Source organism: Enterococcus innesii (genome assembly GCF_022846515.1).
Classification (GTDB): domain Bacteria; phylum Bacillota; class Bacilli; order Lactobacillales; family Enterococcaceae; genus Enterococcus_D; species Enterococcus_D innesii.
The window spans coordinates 2,404,195-2,419,730 of sequence record NZ_AP025635.1 but is presented as its reverse complement, the minus strand read 5'-3'; the positions used below and the strand labels follow the sequence as shown (position 1 = coordinate 2,419,730).

Annotated in this window: 15 protein-coding genes; 5 read left to right on the top strand and 10 right to left on the bottom strand. The window is 43.8% G+C overall.

Features of this window, described 5'->3' with window-relative positions; genetic code table 11:
- Positions 1–55: 55 nt before the first annotated feature.
- The 4 genes from ENLAB_RS11385 to chvE all read right to left on the bottom strand — a co-directional run bounded on the left by ENLAB_RS11385 (position 56) and on the right by chvE (position 4,378).
- The gene (locus tag ENLAB_RS11385) at positions 56–391 is read right to left on the bottom strand and encodes a PTS sugar transporter subunit IIB (RefSeq protein WP_008376144.1); all 336 of its coding nucleotides are present in this window, start codon (positions 389–391) and stop codon (positions 56–58) included.
- 12 nt (positions 392–403) lie between these two features.
- Positions 404–1,600 carry a multiple monosaccharide ABC transporter permease gene (gene mmsB / locus ENLAB_RS11380; protein ID WP_077453936.1) on the bottom strand — a complete coding sequence of 399 codons (1,197 nt, stop codon included), beginning with the start codon at positions 1,598–1,600 and terminating at the stop codon, positions 404–406.
- 1 nt (position 1,601) lies between these two features.
- On the bottom strand, positions 1,602–3,131 hold the full coding sequence (gene mmsA, locus ENLAB_RS11375; RefSeq protein ID WP_077453937.1) for a multiple monosaccharide ABC transporter ATP-binding protein: 1,530 nt from the start codon (positions 3,129–3,131) through the stop codon (positions 1,602–1,604).
- A gap of 146 nt (positions 3,132–3,277) precedes the next feature.
- Positions 3,278–4,378 carry a multiple monosaccharide ABC transporter substrate-binding protein gene (gene chvE, locus ENLAB_RS11370; RefSeq protein WP_005231478.1) on the bottom strand — a complete coding sequence of 367 codons (1,101 nt, stop codon included), beginning with the start codon at positions 4,376–4,378 and terminating at the stop codon, positions 3,278–3,280.
- A gap of 232 nt (positions 4,379–4,610) precedes the next feature.
- Here chvE and ENLAB_RS11365 point away from each other — a divergent pair, with 232 nt between their 5' ends.
- From ENLAB_RS11365 to ENLAB_RS11355, 3 genes are read left to right on the top strand one after another with little or no spacing between them, the layout of a single operon-like run.
- Positions 4,611–5,615, top strand: coding sequence for an ABC transporter substrate-binding protein (locus ENLAB_RS11365; RefSeq protein WP_200125897.1), 1,005 nt, complete (start codon positions 4,611–4,613; stop codon positions 5,613–5,615).
- 10 nt (positions 5,616–5,625) lie between these two features.
- The gene (locus ENLAB_RS11360; protein WP_200125895.1) at positions 5,626–7,074 is read left to right on the top strand and encodes a sensor histidine kinase; all 1,449 of its coding nucleotides are present in this window, start codon (positions 5,626–5,628) and stop codon (positions 7,072–7,074) included.
- Positions 7,052–8,605: a response regulator gene (locus ENLAB_RS11355; RefSeq protein WP_244351149.1), complete on the top strand. Its 1,554-nt coding sequence runs from the start codon at positions 7,052–7,054 to the stop codon at positions 8,603–8,605. The genes ENLAB_RS11360 and ENLAB_RS11355 overlap by 23 nt, the downstream gene beginning before the upstream one ends.
- Before the next feature lie 81 nt (positions 8,606–8,686).
- On the opposite strand, the gene ENLAB_RS11350 is transcribed toward ENLAB_RS11355, so the two are convergent.
- Together ENLAB_RS11350 and ENLAB_RS11345 are read right to left on the bottom strand one after the other, a co-directional pair.
- A complete protein-coding gene (locus tag ENLAB_RS11350; RefSeq protein WP_005227252.1) occupies positions 8,687–10,759 on the bottom strand; it encodes a DNA topoisomerase III in 2,073 nt (690 codons plus the stop codon).
- Positions 10,692–11,069: a DUF1033 family protein gene (locus ENLAB_RS11345; RefSeq protein WP_005227251.1), complete on the bottom strand. Its 378-nt coding sequence runs from the start codon at positions 11,067–11,069 to the stop codon at positions 10,692–10,694. Before ENLAB_RS11345 ends, ENLAB_RS11350 begins: the two co-directional genes overlap by 68 nt.
- Positions 11,070–11,381: 312 nt before the next feature.
- Here ENLAB_RS11345 and ENLAB_RS11340 point away from each other — a divergent pair, with 312 nt between their 5' ends.
- Together ENLAB_RS11340 and ENLAB_RS11335 are read left to right on the top strand one after the other, a co-directional pair.
- Entirely contained in the window at positions 11,382–12,242 is an 861-nt protein-coding gene (locus tag ENLAB_RS11340) for an AAA family ATPase (protein WP_244351146.1), read from the top strand.
- The gene (locus ENLAB_RS11335) at positions 12,239–12,511 is read left to right on the top strand and encodes a hypothetical protein (protein ID WP_189372222.1); all 273 of its coding nucleotides are present in this window, start codon (positions 12,239–12,241) and stop codon (positions 12,509–12,511) included. The genes ENLAB_RS11340 and ENLAB_RS11335 overlap by 4 nt, the downstream gene beginning before the upstream one ends.
- Before the next feature lie 227 nt (positions 12,512–12,738).
- Here ENLAB_RS11335 and ENLAB_RS11330 read toward each other — a convergent pair whose 3' ends face one another.
- Genes ENLAB_RS11330 through ENLAB_RS11315 form a run of 4 tightly spaced genes read right to left on the bottom strand, consistent with a single transcriptional unit; the run spans position 12,739 to position 15,516 of the window.
- Positions 12,739–13,491, bottom strand: a complete 753-nt coding sequence (locus ENLAB_RS11330) for a class II aldolase/adducin family protein (protein WP_010748701.1) — start codon at positions 13,489–13,491, stop codon at positions 12,739–12,741.
- Between the two features lie 17 nt (positions 13,492–13,508).
- The gene (locus ENLAB_RS11325; protein WP_244351143.1) at positions 13,509–13,760 is read right to left on the bottom strand and encodes a hypothetical protein; all 252 of its coding nucleotides are present in this window, start codon (positions 13,758–13,760) and stop codon (positions 13,509–13,511) included.
- A 28-nt stretch (positions 13,761–13,788) separates the two neighbouring features.
- Complete coding sequence (locus tag ENLAB_RS11320; protein WP_140965105.1) at positions 13,789–15,180, bottom strand: PTS galactitol transporter subunit IIC; 1,392 nt, start codon at positions 15,178–15,180, stop codon at positions 13,789–13,791.
- Positions 15,181–15,216: 36 nt separating this feature from the next.
- Positions 15,217–15,516: a PTS sugar transporter subunit IIB gene (locus tag ENLAB_RS11315; protein ID WP_005227245.1), complete on the bottom strand. Its 300-nt coding sequence runs from the start codon at positions 15,514–15,516 to the stop codon at positions 15,217–15,219.
- Positions 15,517–15,536: the final 20 nt, after the last annotated feature.

Genomic DNA, 15,536 nt, shown 5'->3' with positions numbered 1-15,536 from the left:
GGCACTACTCTAAACAACATATTCAAACGCTGAAACACATAGCTCTTTTTTGAGCCTAGCGATCGTTTTGTAAGAGGGTCAGGCTGTCTGTAAGGACAGCTTCGCCATCTAACAGCTCATAATCTGTTTCTTTGATTAATTTATATGGCACCGCTTTGACCATGAGAAAGTCTTTTAATCGATTGACTTCGTACTTCGACTGCGGACCGATCAGCAAGGCATCGACTGTTTGTTGCTGCAGGATCTGTTCAGCAATGATGGCTGGTGCCGAATAGATATGCACAGCTAGCCCTTTTTCATCTGCGGCCCGCTGCATATTTTTTACTAAGAGTCCCGTAGTGATGCCGGCGGTACAAATCAATAAAATCGTCTTTTGTGCTTGGTCCTCCATAAACAGGCCCTCCTACGAAATTTTCTTTTTCTTATTGTAGATATCCAACACGACAGCCAGCAGCAAAATCAACCCTTTGATGGCTTGCTGCCAATCGACACCGACTCCTAAGATCGACATCCCATTGTTTAAGACACCCATCACGAGACCACCGACGATCGCCCCCATCACGGTACCAATACCGCCTGAGGTGGAAGCACCGCCGAAATACACTGCGGCCATCGCATCTAATTCCATTGACGTTCCCGCTTGCGGTGTGGCTGCATTCAACCGAGCGGCTAAAACCAAGCCCGCCAAAGCTGCCATCATCCCCATGTTCACGAAGACCCAGAAGGTGATTTTCTTCGTCTTGATCCCAGAAAGTTCGGCTGCTTTTTTGTTGCCGCCGGTTGCATAGATTTGACGACCAGCGACGGTTTTGTTAGTCAAAAAGCCATAGGCAGCCACGATCACTCCTAAGACGATCAAAATGATCGGATACCCTTGATAAGAGGCAAAGATATAGGTAGCACCGAGAAATACGACCGCAGTAAAGACGGCTTTAAAGGCAAAGGCTGCCATTGATTCCACTTCAAAAAGATTTTTTTTGCGACGCTCACGGGTCCGCCATTGGCCTAAAATCAGGACGCCCGTGATCACTACACCTAAAATCATGGAAAGTAAATGGATCTGACCGCCTGCAATATCTGGCAAATACCCAGTAGAAATTTGTTGGAATGCCTTGGGAAAAGGCGCCAAGGACTGACCGCCTAAGACGACTTGGGTCAGTCCTCGAAACATCAGTAAACCAGACAAGGTCACAATAAATGCTGGGATACCGACATACGCGACCCAGAAGCCTTGCCAGGCACCGATCACTGCCCCCATCAGTAAGCAAAGAGGCACTGCCAGCCAAGGACTGATGCCGTTATTGACCATTAAAACGCCTGCAATCGCACCGACAAACGCCATCACGGACCCTACGGATAGATCGACGTGTCCTAACAAGACGACCAAAAGCATACCAGCTGCCAAAACGAGAATATGACTGTTTTGCAACACGAGGTTGGTGATATTCAGCGGCCGCCAGAAAATCCCATCGGTCATGAGCTGAAAGGCCACCAATAATACTGCTAAGATAATGATCATACTGTATTTACTAAAGATTTCCAGTGCCTTTTCTTTCAGCGAATGGCTGCGTTCTTTTTTTAATTTATTGGTTGTTTCCATCTCAAACCCCACTCTCTTCTAATGTCATTAGATTCATCAATCGTTCTTGATCCGCCTCTTCCCGCAGGACCTCGCCAGTGAAGCGTCCTTCGTTCATCGTATAGATTCGGTCACACATGCCTAATAGTTCTGGCAGCTCCGAGGAGATGATGCAAATGGCTTTGCCAGCTGCTGCCATCTCTTCGATGATCGTATAGATTTCGTATTTCGCCCCGACATCGATCCCACGGGTCGGTTCATCTAAAAATAAGATGTCTGGTGTGGTCATCAGCCATTTTGCCAAAACAACTTTTTGCTGATTCCCACCACTCAAACTGCCGACGTTTTGATAGATTGAATTGGTTTTGGTCCGCATTTTTTTGCGGAATTCTTCTGCCATCGTGACTTCTTTTTCTTTATCGATGACCCCTTGGCGGCTGATTTTGGCAAGACTAGCAATGGTGGTATTCTCGCGAATATCCATCAGCAGATTCAAGCCCAGCGCTTTTCTGTCTTCCGACACATAGGCTAGCCCATTTTTGATGGCGGTTGGCACGTCTTTGACAGAAATCGGTTGGCCGTCTTTATAGACTTCCCCCGAAATCGAACTGCCGTAGGAATGACCGAAGACGCTCATGGCAAACTCAGTCCGTCCCGCACCCATCAAACCGGCGATACCGATGATCTCTCCTTTGCGGATCATCAAGTTCAAATTTTCATTCACCACACGGGTATGGTCGATTGGATGATGGACCGTCCAATTTTTGACTTCAAAAAACGGTTCACCAATAGTGGGGTTCCGCTCTGGGTAGCGATTGGTCAAGTCTCGCCCAACCATGCCGCGAATGATGCGCTCTTCAGAGATTTCGGTGCCGCTCAGCGTCTCGATCGTTTGCCCGTCTCGTAAAATCGTGATGCGATCCGCCACATTGACAATTTCATTCAGCTTGTGGGAGATGATGATCGAAGTGATCCCTTGGTTGCGAAACTCTTTGATCAGCTCTAACAGATTGGCACTTTCTTCTTCATTCAACGCCGCAGTTGGTTCATCTAAAATCAACAATCGGACGGATTTTGAAAATGCTTTGGCAATTTCCACCAGCTGTTGATGCCCGACACCGATTTGTGAAACCAGCGTATTCGGGTCTAATTTTAAGCCAACGATCTTTAAGAGGTTGTCTGTTTTCTTTTCGGTTAGATCCCAATCAATGATGCCGTGTTTGGCTTGTTCATTTCCTAGAAAGATATTTTCTTTGATCGACAGGTAAGGACTTAAGGCTAACTCTTGATGAATAATAACGATTCCTTTGTCCTCACTGTCCCGCAAATCTTTGAACTTGCATAACTCCCCTTCATAATAGATCTCTCCGTCATAGCTGCCGTAAGGATAGAGTCCGCTTAAGACATTCATCAGCGTGGACTTGCCGGCGCCATTTTCTCCACACAGTGCGTGGATCTCTCCTCGCTCGATCGAGAGGTTGACGTTATCAAGGGCGCGAACCCCTGAAAACTCTTTGACGATGCCTTTCATCATCAAAATATTATCTGCCATGTTCTTTCACCCTTTTCCTTTTTATGTAAAAGTGAAGCGATCCGTTTGTAAGAAAAGCGGAAAGAACGAATACTGGGGATGATTCGTTCTTCCCTGCTGCTTTCGGGGAAACTAGCATCTTTTCTCGCTGGATCTGTACTTCTTGCTTAAATGCCTAGCTCTTCTTCTGTATAGTAATCGGTATCGATCAATTCTTCTTTGTAGTTGTCGCTATCCACAGAAACGGGATTTGACAAATAGGTTGGTACGACTTTGACGCCATTGTCATAGGTTTCCGTATCGTTGACCGGGACTTCCTCGCCATTGGTGATGGCTTCGATCATTTCGATCGTGTTTTTCGCTAACACCCGTGTATCTTTGAAAATCGTTTGGGTTTGTTCACCCGCGATGATTGATTTCACTCCTGCCACCGTCGCATCTTGACCAGTAATCACAGGTAGTGGTTTATCGGAAGAACCATAGCCAACACCTTTAAGCGATGAAATGATTCCTAGGCTGATTGGATCATAAGGTGAAAGAACGGCATCCAATGTTTGATCCGTATAGTTGGCACTCAACAAGTTGTCCATCCGAGCTTGTGCAGTCGAACCATCCCAACGCAAGGTAGCGATTTGGTTGAAGTTGGTTTGACCAGAAGGAACGACTAGCTGTCCGCTGTCAAAGTATTGTTGGAAGACCGAAAGGACCCCATTATAATTGATCAGTGCATTGTTATCATCTGGAGAGCCGCCGAATAATTCAATATTAAATGGTCCTTCACCGTCTTTGAGACCTAATTTGTCTTCAATATAAGACGCTTGCAGCACGCCGACCCCAAAATTATCAAAGGTGGCATAATAATCGACGTATTCCGAGTTCATCAGTAAACGGTCATAGGCGATGACTGTGATGTCTTCGTTATGGGCTTTTTCCAACACGTCCGTCAGTGCCGAACCATCGATCGAGGCGATCACTAAAGTATCAACGCCTTTGGTGATCATGTTCTCAATTTGTGCCACTTGGTTTTCTACTTTGTCTTCTCCATATTGCAGGTCAGTTTTATAGCCAAGCTTCTCTAATTCCTCTACCATATTGTCGCCATCTGCGATCCATCGTTCTGCTGATTTGGTCGGCATCGCAATCCCAACAAATCCTTTGTCTCCGTCACCGTTTGCCCCGCTATCTGATCCATTCCCACAAGCTGCTAACAATCCACCAACCAATAAGGTGGATGCTAGGACGACCAATTTACCAAAAGTACCTTTCATTGTGATCCCTCCATGTCTTTTTCTTACATATTCAGTATAGCTAGTTAAGGAATCGCTTACATTTAGATTTTTTCGAGGTTTCTTGGATTTCTTGAGAAAAAACGGCCCAGTTGCCCCCTTTTCTCTTTGGAATCTTGGATTTTTTAAGATTCCCTTGGTTTTTATTTGATTTGATATTTTGTGTAAAGCGCTTCCGTATTTTTTAGTAGAATAGACTATAGAGGTGAAAAAAATGAGGAATATAAAAATTGGGTTGTTCGTCTGTTTGTTTCTAGCTTGCTTGTCTGGTTGCCAAGCAAACAAAGAAACAACCACTGAAACATCGGAAGAAAGTATCGTGATCGGTTTTTCTCAATCGGGAACAGAAAGCAGCTGGCGCAAGCGCCACACCGAATCGATTCGCACTGAATTAGAGAAGGAAGGCTATGAAGTGCTCTATCGTAACGGCTATATGAATCAAGAACGTCAGATTCAAGATATCCGCAGTTTTATCGTGTATCAAGTCGATGCCATCGTCTTTACCCCGATTCAGGAAAACAATTGGGAACCGATTTTGGAAGAAGCGGCGCAAGCGGGGATTCCCATTTTCGTGGTAGATCGTCATGTCAATGTCAGTGACCCCTCTTTATTTTTGACCCATATCGGGCCAAGCTTCAAAGCCGAGGGCAATCGTGCGGGTCTCTACGTAAGCAATTATTATAAAGAACATCAAAATGAAACGATCAATGTTTTAGAATTGACGGGACTGGATGCTACGTCTCCGACGTATTTGCGCTCAGAAGGGTTCCGAGAAACCATCAAGCGTGATTATGCCCACAACAATGTAACGATCCAAGTCAAAGATGAGCTAAATGGTGACTTCATTCGCCGCAAAGGCAAAGAAGTCATTGAACAATACATCGCAGAAGGCAAAATGGAGCAGATCGATGTCTTGTTCAGTCACAATGACGAGATGACTCTCGGTGCTCTTGAAGCCCTCGAAAAAACCGATATTGAGCCAGGGAAGGATTTAGTGATCGTATCGATCGATGCCCAAAAAGAAATGATCGATAAATTGAAGCAAGGAGTGGTCAATTGTGTCGTTGAGTGCAACCCAGATGCTGGTGTGTTCGTCAAAAATGCCATCTCGCGCTACTTGGCTCGCGGCGCTGATGCCATTCCTCGTGAAATCTATGTCCATGAAACGGTTTTTTCCAGTGACATGGATTTCGATCAGATTCCGCCGAGAAATTATTGAGGGGATGAAGATGAAAACAAAAAGTATCAAGGGCATCTTTCAACAGACGAATAAACTGATGATCCTCGTCGCCTTTATCCCCCTCGTAGTAAGCAGTGTCTTTTACTCGCGGCAGATTTTCATTTACCAAAATACCATCAACAATATTGAAGAAGCCAATCAACTATCGGAAAAAGTCGATGCCATTGTCTTGGAAGAAATGTGGGATTTAGTCTTTGGTCAAAAAACCGTCGCACAAGTCCAAGAAACCAATGTGATCGATGAACTAAGGAGCGATCTGCAACACATCCAAGAAAATACCAGCACTGCCAAAGAGCTCAATATTTTAGCGGTCGCCTTTCGGACGCTCGATTCTTTAGAAACCTATCAGCAACAGTTGATCGATAATATTCTCAAGGATGAGCCGGTGGAAAAAAACCAATACGTCATGATCCAAGTGGATTCGGTGATCGATTTGCTATCCGAAATTTTGCAGCAATTCGTCGGGGTAGAGATCAGCTTAGCCAGCCAAACCAATCACGAACTAGTCCAATCCGTGTTGCTGCTGATCCTTTTTCAAGTCGTGTTGCTTTTGATCATCTTTGCGATCATCAATAAAAACCGGCGCTTTGTTCGAGATAATTTGCAATACCCGCTGGATCGGTTGTTAGACCTTTCCAATGAACTATCCCAAGGACATTTGAGCTACCGAGCAGAACTGCCCGAGACCCCAGAGCTGCGGACTCTGACGAGTAGCTTGAATCGAATGGCAGATGACTTGACTCGGCTCTTGGAAGAAAATGCCTTGAAGCAGTATCACTTAGCCCAAAGTGAGGTGCGGGTCTTACAAGCCCAGATTACCCCACATTTCATCTATAATAGTTTAGATGCGATCGTTTCTTTGATTGAAGCTGCCCGTTACGAGCAAGCAACGGAAATGACCTATGCGTTGTCGGATTTTTTCCGTATCTCCTTAAGCAAAGGGCAAGACTGGATTCCTTTGGAAAAAGAATTGCGGCATGTGGACGATTACTTGAAGATTTTACAGATCCGCTATGGCAGGATGCTGTCTTACACCATTGAAGATCAAACCGTCAGTCCAGAACTACAGGTCCTGAAAATGGTCTTGCAGCCCCTTGTTGAAAACGCCGTTTATCATGGCACCAAGTTTGTCCGCCGTGTCGGTATGATTCGAATCACAGTGTCAGAACTGCCCCACCAGATTCAAATGACCATCAGTGACAACGGCGTTGGGATCGACCCTGACCGTTTGCAGGAGATTCGTCGTAACCTTAAGGAAACCACCGACCCCGACTCTGAGAGCGGTTATGGCCTTTACAACGTCTATCGCCGCCTCCAGCTGAACTACGGCAGCGAAGCGCAACTGACGATCCACAGTCAATACCAAGAAGGCACCACGATTACCGTCACAGTACCAAAAAGGGAGGAACCCAACCATGTACAAAGTGTTCATAGTTGAAGATGAACATCTGATTCGCGATAGTTTGCGTCACCAAATCATGACTCTTGCCAAACAATACCCGATCGTTTATAGCGATGAAGCCGCCGATGGCGAATTGGCGCTGGCTTCGATCCTTGATCTGCGTCCGGATATTATTATCAGCGATATCAAAATGCCGTTTATGGATGGTTTGGTCTTTGCGAAAGAAGCCAAAAAATTATTGCCGCAAGTTCGCATTATTTTTGTTAGCGGCTTTGATGATTTTGACTATGCAAAAACGGCACTGCAGTTGCAAGCAGATGATTACTTGCTCAAGCCCGTCAAAAACGAAGAATTAGAACAAGCCATCAAAACCGTCGTTCAACACTTAGATGAACAACAAACCACTCATCAGCAATTATCCAAAGAAGACGATTTATTCGAAATGGAAATCAAAAAAAATCACTTTCTGAATCACCTCTTTAAACAAAAGATCACGATCTCAGAAGCCTTTTTGCAAGCAGAAGAACTGGGCCGGCGCTTTTCAGGCAAACAGTTTTGTGTGCTGTTAGCAAAAACCCCCTTCAATCAAAGCTTTTCTGACTACACTCGCTTTAGCCAGCAGCTGACCAAAGCCTATGAGCAAGATGATGCCGTCTTGTTCTCCAGTGTGTCCAGCCGCTTCATCAAGTTTTTACTTTTTGACCACGACCGAGAACAAGTTTTAGAAAAAGCCTATCAGATCGCTCAAAGCCTCGTTCATGGTTCTGGGGAAGAAGTAGCAGTGGCGATTGGACCGGTAGCAGATCGCTTCTCGGGTATCTCTCTTTCTTATCAGAAAGCTCGTGATATGCTAAAAACCTATGGCAGCATCCGCAAGGAAAAAATCATCAGCTATGAAGACGACATTCGCGAAGGGGAACTGTCCCCCACCAATCCCTTCAAAACCGACCTTGCTTCACGGCTGGCAAATGCTGGGAAACAGACGATCCCTGAGCTGATCGCTGAATTGATGGCGCCTCAAGGAACCGTTGAGCGAACGCAAATGTACCGTTTGTTCGTCTTAGTCGAACTGCTGGCATTATTGAAGAAAAAAGACAGTCATTCGCTGCCCCAGATCGTTCAGCACGCCCATGACTTAGACTATCTAGCGGCATTGACCCATGAGCCAGAGAACTATCAAACGACTCTGGCAGAACTGTTGCCATTATTGACCAAACAACCCATCAATCCTGCAATGGCGAAATATCAAAGCGTCATCAATCAAGCCAAAGCCTTTATTAGTGAGCACTTTTCTGATCCCAATATTTCCTTAAATGTAGTTGCTGAAAAAGTTCATTTGAGTCCAGCACATTTCAGCACCATCTTCTCGCAAGCCACTGATTCTACGTTTATCGAATACTTGACCGAGCAACGGTTGACCTTAGCTAAGGAACTGCTGTTAACGACCAATCTGCGGCTATCTGAGATCGCCTTTGATGTTGGCTACAATGACCCAAATTATTTTTCCTTTTTGTTCAAAAAGAAAGAAAAAATCTCACCGAAAGAATACCGTCAAAAAAATGCCTAGATGAGTGAATGAATGGGTGCAAAAAAAGAGTGAAGGACAGCAAAATCGTCCTCACTCTTTTTCATTTTCTACCTCATGCGGTTATTTCTTCTCCATAGCAGCTTTTAAAGCAGCTGCTAATGGGCTTTCTTGCGGTTCTTCTTGATTGATTTTGTTCATCAAGCGGCGTTCTTCGTGTTTCGACAGCTTTTTGCTGCGTTCCTTTTTATCCGCCATTTTTTCGGTGGTCCCATCGAATTTACAGCGGAAATAGGCGCCGTTTTTGCCCTCAATGATCTCCATCTTTCGGTGGCATTGCGGGCAGCGTCGGTTTGAAACTTTCGGGTCTTTCCGACGACGGTACTTGCAGGTGCCACTGGAGCAAACATAGATCTTGCCATCACGGGTATTTTTCTCCCGCAATGGTTCGCCGCATTCAGGACACCGTTTTTGGGTCAATGAGAAATCTTGGTACTTGCTTTCACTTTGCTTGATTTCTTTGACCAGTTGTTTGGTGTCCGCTTCGATTTGTGCGAGGAAGGTTTGGGCAGAATAGGTGCCTTTCGCGATGGCTTCCAGTTCCTTCTCCCATTTTTCCGTCAATTCTGGTGTCACCAAGGATGGATTGACTAAGACTAACAGCTGCTTGCCTTTTGGCGATACTTGCAAGCCGCTTGGGGTCCGCTCCATCAGCTCAGATTTGATCAGCTTTTCAATGATCTCCGCACGGGTTGCTGGCGTGCCAAGACTGTGTTTTTCCATTTTGCCTAAAAGAGTTCCTTCATTCAACGGTTTCGGTGGTGTGGTCAACTCTTTTTGGATGGTGAACTCAGGCTTGACGGTACTGCCTTTTTGCCAAGCCACATCACTGGTTTCTTCTTCAGAAGTCGTTTTCCATCCCGCTTCTAACACGGTATTGCGGTTGAATACAAAGGTTTCTGAACCAAAGGTCACGGTCACTTTCTGCTGCTGCTTTTTATGGGGTTTCGCAAAGAGCATCAAGAAACGACTAACGATCATTTGATAGATCCGTTGTTCATCGGTAGTTAATTTTTCATACCGTGCCCGCTGTTCCGTTGGCAATAAGGCATGGTGATCGGTAACTTTTTTATCATTGAAGACAGCTTGCTGCACCACTTGTCCACCATTTTTCAAGTATCCTTTGACTTCTGGGGCAAAATCCGCAACTGCCTGCAGGCGTTCCTTCATGGTTGCCTTCATATCATTGGTCAAATACTTGGAATCCGTCCTTGGATAAGTGACGATCTTGTGGGTTTCATACAAGCTTTGAACAAGCGACAAGGTCTTCTTGGCTGAAAACCCATAACGCTGATTGGCTTCTCGTTGGATCTCGGTCAAATCGTAGGGCAGTGGTGCACTTTCTGTTTTGACCTTTTCTTCGATCGCTGTCACGCGACCATTTTGTTGACTCATCTGTTTGACCAATGCTTCGGCATCGCTGCGTTCTTTTAATTGATAAGGATTTTTTTGCTGCAGGCGAGCCTTGGCATCGCCTACGTTTAGGGTAATCACATGATAGGTTTGCGGACGGAAACTTTCGATCTGCATTTCCTGACTGCGCACCAAAGCTAAGGTAGGGGTTTGGACCCGACCCGCACTAAGATTGTCTTGATATTTGACCGTCAATGCCCGAGTGACATTCAATCCTACCAGCCAGTCGGCTTTTGCCCGCGCAAGGGCGGAGTAGTAAAGATTGTCGTAGTGCTTGGCTGACTGCAATTTTGCAAAACCTTCTTTGATGGCTTTGGGGGTTTGCGAAGAAATCCACAAACGTTTGACTGGTTTGTCAAAACGAACCCACTCCAAAATCCAGCGAGCGACTAGCTCCCCTTCTCTTCCCGCATCAGTAGCGATCACAACTTCCCCGACATCTTTTCTTTGAGCCAATTGTTTGATGGCTTTTAGTTGATGACCGGTTTTTGGCAACGGCTTGATCCCAATGGACTTAGGGATCATCGGTAATGTTTCCATCTGCCATGATGCCCAGTCTTTATTTAGATCTTCAGGCATTTTCAAGCCCAATAAATGACCAAGGGCCCAAGTAACGATCGCCTTGGGTCCTTCGTAATAATTTTTATGTTTTTGCTCACAGCCCAAAACTTTGCTGAGGTCTTTGGCAACGCTTGGCTTTTCCGCTAGAATTAGTTGTTTCATAAAAATCTTTCCTGCTTTCATCGACGACTTGCTGATATTCTTTAAGCAATGCCAGTCCAATATATTGTTGGAGGTAATCGTCGCATTCTTCGCACCAGCGTTCGTCTTCTTCATTCCAAAAAGCCGTCATAAAGTTTGATTTTGCATTTATGTACGAATACTCTTCTCTGATTTCTTGCCATTTTTGTTCATAAAATGACTGCGCCTCGCTGAAAGTTGCAAATGTGAACGCCTCTTGAATATCTGACTGCCATCCCTCAAAAAACCACCACGGTTCATTGTCCCCATACATGACTACTACTTGATACATTCCATTGCTCCTTTCACGATTCCTTCCTCATATTAGTCACTTTTACTTAAACTTGCAAGGAATAAGTTTCAGCATTTAAACATCGCTTAAAGAATTCATTAAACCTTCGTTTTTTTGTACGTTTTATCAGTTGCTTAAGATTACATCATTTCTATGCCCTTATAGTCTAGCACAGAAGTTTCCTGTTGTGAATATAACAGTAAAAGATTAAAAAAATAGCAAACAAGATTTATTTTAACCTCGCAAAAAAATTTTTATCTGTGATGGATATGCTACAATAATGGCAACCACGAAACTGCTAGGAGGTGCCCCATGTATCTCGAACAAATCACTTTTCCCGATCAAGAAACCGAGTTTGATTTTTTCCTTTCTATCCAACGGACTGTCTATGATTCTTACTACCCTTTTCAGATTCTCAGTGCCCGCCGTTTTCAGCAGATCGATTTTGAACCAATCACGATTTTATATGGCGGTAATGGTTCTGGCAAAACCACTGCATTGAACGTGATTGCCGAAAAGATCCACGCGCAGCGCTTTGCTGCGTATAATCGGTCGAATTTTTTCGAGGACTATTTATCCTACTGTACTGCTCGTAGCAACGACGAACCGCAAGAAAAAGTGCTTTTGACCAGCGATGACGTCTTTGACTTCATGCTGGATATTCGAAACTTAAATCAAGGGATCGATCATCGCCGAGAAGAAGTGTTTCAAGAATACTACCAAGCAAAGTATGCGGACTTTCGTTTCACAGGTTTTGACGATTACCATGAATTGAAGAAAATCAATCTCGCACGATCCAACACACAGTCCAAATTCACCCGCAAGCACTTGATCGACAACGTCCAAGAATATTCCAATGGTGAAAGTGCCTTTCGCTTCTTTCAAGAAAAAATTCGTCCCAACAGTCTTTACTTATTAGATGAACCAGAAAATTCCCTTTCTGCTGATCGTCAGTTGGAACTAGTGCAGTTACTGGAAGATTTCGTCCGCTATGAACAGTGCCAATTCATTATTGCTACCCATAGTCCTTTCGTTTTATCTTTAAAGGAAGCCAAAATCTATGATTTGGATCAAACGCCCGTCGATGTGCGGAAGTGGACGCAGTTAGCTAGTGTCCAGCAGTATTACCATTTTTTTCAAGCACATCAAGCCGAATTTGATGATCGATCATGACCAAAGTAAACCATTTTCCGCCAAAGATTTCTTTTGGTGGCTTTTTTCCGTCGCACTCACACAAAGACCAAAATCAAATTGATCAGCGCAATAAAGAAGGCGACACCCCCCGCAATTTTGTCCCACTTGACTTCTGCTTGGTTATACTGATCGGAATGCCCCGCAATCTGAGAGGACAAAAAGTAGAACTTTTTACAACAATCAAATACCCGGCTAAACCAAATAGTACGGCTAAGGCAAGTTGGTTGATTTGGCTTGAAATGACCTGATTCTGATGAAGCATTACCACCCCTACGACACTAACGTCCCTCATTTCATGAGGTTGGATCTTGTACGATTCATGCACCTCCCCCTTTCTTTTAAAAATGCCAATACATCAAAAACATTCATTTTCTGACTAAATTATAGCATATTTTGAATAAAAAAATAAAATCCAAGAACTCGTAAACGAATGTTCTTGGATTTTTATCAATCAAAAAAGATGATTACTTGCTGGCTAATCACCACCAGCAAAAATTTCTTCTTTATTATAAATCGGTGTATGTTTTTTCAAGTCTTCAAGGGTTCCTACTTGTCTCCCTTTGGAGTAAAAACCATCTAACAAGCCTAAAGATTGAAAAATCGTTTGCTTATAGGCAATTTCCGCGTTCCATTCCGTGGTATCTAGTATTTGCAAAGCTTTATGGATTGCTTCGATGCCAGATGCTCCTGGCGCACTGATCAGTACCCCATGACTGTTGAGGAGTAACATATTCGGTAAGGCGAGTTGTTCTTTTTTCATATAATCAGAAACTAATTCTGCTAATTCTGGTGAGCAATTAGGTTCAAAGTCTAGTACAGGAATATAGCCAATTTTTTGGGTCGCTTCCGTTAAGTTAGGCATATCCAATCCGGCGGTTGCCCAGAACATCGAGTGAGGAGAATGGGCATGTAAGACTGCTTTTATCGCTGGATTCGTATCATAAACCGCTTCGTGTAAGTTGATTTCTCGTGTCAGCTGACCTACCCCATCAATCACCTTTCTCGTATGAGGCTCAACAACTAAAATCTGGGCTGGTGAGACTTCTCCTAAATAGGCTTCTGACATCATAGTTGGTGTCATAATAATGTATTCTTTTCCAGTTTCATCGGTTGTTTTAAAAGAAAAATTACCGCCTGCAACATTTGTATTCTTCCTGGTAAAAATCAATTTTACGATTCGTGCTAAATCTTCCCGTTCTCTTTCAAAAATCATCCGTCCATCTGACATATTCAAGACCACCTTTTTTATTTTTCAAACGTTTTGTTGCGTAAGATTGTTTGAACAGCTTCTCTTACTTTGGCTGCTTCTTCCTCTTTTTTCTTTTTCCGTTCATCGTATTCTTTAAAAAGTACTGGACTGCCATAGTTATACACACAGACTGCTAGACCAATCGCTACGACATTAAATAGGTACTGTTGTGTCACCAAAGCTAAGAGATAGTAGCCAATTGCTAGAAAAAGAAGCAATTGCCATTTTATTTTTTCGCTCTTTCCCATTCCTGTCGCCCTTTTCTTTTTGAAAATATTAGCCATTCGTCGCACGCACTTGCGTCGATTGGGTCCCTTGTTCTTCATATCTTTGACTTGGTACTTTTACCTTGCTCATATATTTATACAACCAGACAAACATTGCGATAAACACAACGGAACCGACGATACCCAAGATATTTCCTTTAAACGCTTCTGCAAATAAAATTCGAAATTCTGGTCCTTCGATCGAAGACCAAGTGATTTGCTGCCCTTTTTGTATTCCTTCTACTGCGCCGGTTCGATCTGCTAAGCCCGTTAAGATCGGCGTCAAATACGTAGCTGCATATAGATAGATTGGCATCGAAATAACCCCCATGATCAGCATACGAACCAAGTTTCCGCCAGTAAGCAATAATCCACCTACTGCGATCGAATAGTTAATGATTCCTGCTAAAGGCAACACAGCATTTCCTGGCAAGATGATGGCATAGCCAATAAAGACAGGTACCAACAAGATAGCAGTGACCCAAATCTCAGAGCGACCAGCTAATACAGGCCAATCTAACCCAATGTAAACTTCCCGATCTTTAAAGCGTTTTTTCATCATTTCCGACATTGCATCAGCAAGTGGTGAAAGGGACTGCATAAACATTTTTGAGATCATTGGGAACAAAGCCATTGCAGTCGCGATTTGAATAGCTAAGTTCAGTGAGCCTGACACGCCATAAGCTGCAGCTAATCCCAAGCCCAAACCAATGAGAAAGCCCATCACCGAATTTTCAGAGAAGATACCGATTTTCTTTTTTAAGGCTTTGGTATCTGCCCGTCGATTAAAGAAAGGAATTTTATCCATAATCACATTGATCGGTAATAAAAGCACTGCTGAAATATTCATCAAGTGGGTCACTGTTACTAAAGGAATACCAGTCAAATCCTCAATGTGGCGTTGGAACATATCCCCCATTTTAAGTTCCAAGATAACCTGTACGATGGCGGTGATAAACCCAGCAAGTAAACTTCCACTGATAAAGTAGACCAGATAGGCAGTCAGCGCTTTGCCCCATACATTCCACATATCGACATTCAACGTCTTGGTCCAGTTCAAAATCAACATGACAAAATTCACACCAAGAACGACGGCAAAGAAAACAAAGGCATAGGACCATGACCAGGTGATACTTGCCGCTCCTGTCCACCCTAAATCTAGCGCAGGCAAGTTCAAGCCAGTATTTTTTGCCAATGCTTCGGAAGCTGGACTAACTGCATTTGACATAAAACCAATGACCATCGACATCCCAGTAAAAGCAATACCTAACGTGATTGCAGACATAAAGGCTTTTTTGAATTTCATCCCTGCAACCAAGCCTAGGATTAAAATGATTAGCGGCACAAAAATAGCGGAACCTAAACCTAAGATATAATTGATAATGTCTTGAAATACTTGCATTTTTTTCACTTCTTTCTTTTGATAGGATGTTTTGTACTAGCCAATCAATTCTTTGATTTCTTCATAAATCGTATCCATACCCATACCGGTAAGAAACGGAATCCCAGCAAAAACGTGTACACCTAGCTCAGCGGCTTTTTCCAATACTTCATCATCTGGCTGAGCAACATACACATAAATTCCTGTCGACGGCAATTCATTTTGGATCGACTTGTAATCAACTGCTTCAACGGGGAAATCGATTCCGTCATCTTCAAGCATTCCGGCAATTTTACTTGCGATCGTTTGACTTGTTGCAACGCCACTTCCACATGCTACGATCAATCTTCTTTTCATCTTAAATTCCTCCAAAAATT

What these genes read in the sequence shown, in the direction of transcription:
- ENLAB_RS11385 (WP_008376144.1), bottom strand. Translation starts at nt 391, where the DNA reads ATGGAGGACCAAGCACAAAAGACGATTTTATTGATTTGTACCGCCGGC.
- mmsB (WP_077453936.1), bottom strand. Translation starts at nt 1,600, where the DNA reads ATGGAAACAACCAATAAATTAAAAAAAGAACGCAGCCATTCGCTGAAA.
- mmsA (WP_077453937.1), bottom strand. Translation starts at nt 3,131, where the DNA reads ATGGCAGATAATATTTTGATGATGAAAGGCATCGTCAAAGAGTTTTCA.
- chvE (WP_005231478.1), bottom strand. Translation starts at nt 4,378, where the DNA reads ATGAAAGGTACTTTTGGTAAATTGGTCGTCCTAGCATCCACCTTATTG.
- ENLAB_RS11365 (WP_200125897.1), top strand. Translation starts at nt 4,611, where the DNA reads ATGAGGAATATAAAAATTGGGTTGTTCGTCTGTTTGTTTCTAGCTTGC.
- ENLAB_RS11360 (WP_200125895.1), top strand. Translation starts at nt 5,626, where the DNA reads ATGAAAACAAAAAGTATCAAGGGCATCTTTCAACAGACGAATAAACTG.
- ENLAB_RS11355 (WP_244351149.1), top strand. Translation starts at nt 7,052, where the DNA reads ATGTACAAAGTGTTCATAGTTGAAGATGAACATCTGATTCGCGATAGT.
- ENLAB_RS11350 (WP_005227252.1), bottom strand. Translation starts at nt 10,759, where the DNA reads ATGAAACAACTAATTCTAGCGGAAAAGCCAAGCGTTGCCAAAGACCTC.
- ENLAB_RS11345 (WP_005227251.1), bottom strand. Translation starts at nt 11,069, where the DNA reads ATGTATCAAGTAGTAGTCATGTATGGGGACAATGAACCGTGGTGGTTT.
- ENLAB_RS11340 (WP_244351146.1), top strand. Translation starts at nt 11,382, where the DNA reads ATGTATCTCGAACAAATCACTTTTCCCGATCAAGAAACCGAGTTTGAT.
- ENLAB_RS11335 (WP_189372222.1), top strand. Translation starts at nt 12,239, where the DNA reads ATGACCAAAGTAAACCATTTTCCGCCAAAGATTTCTTTTGGTGGCTTT.
- ENLAB_RS11330 (WP_010748701.1), bottom strand. Translation starts at nt 13,491, where the DNA reads ATGTCAGATGGACGGATGATTTTTGAAAGAGAACGGGAAGATTTAGCA.
- ENLAB_RS11325 (WP_244351143.1), bottom strand. Translation starts at nt 13,760, where the DNA reads ATGGGAAAGAGCGAAAAAATAAAATGGCAATTGCTTCTTTTTCTAGCA.
- ENLAB_RS11320 (WP_140965105.1), bottom strand. Translation starts at nt 15,180, where the DNA reads ATGCAAGTATTTCAAGACATTATCAATTATATCTTAGGTTTAGGTTCC.
- ENLAB_RS11315 (WP_005227245.1), bottom strand. Translation starts at nt 15,516, where the DNA reads ATGAAAAGAAGATTGATCGTAGCATGTGGAAGTGGCGTTGCAACAAGT.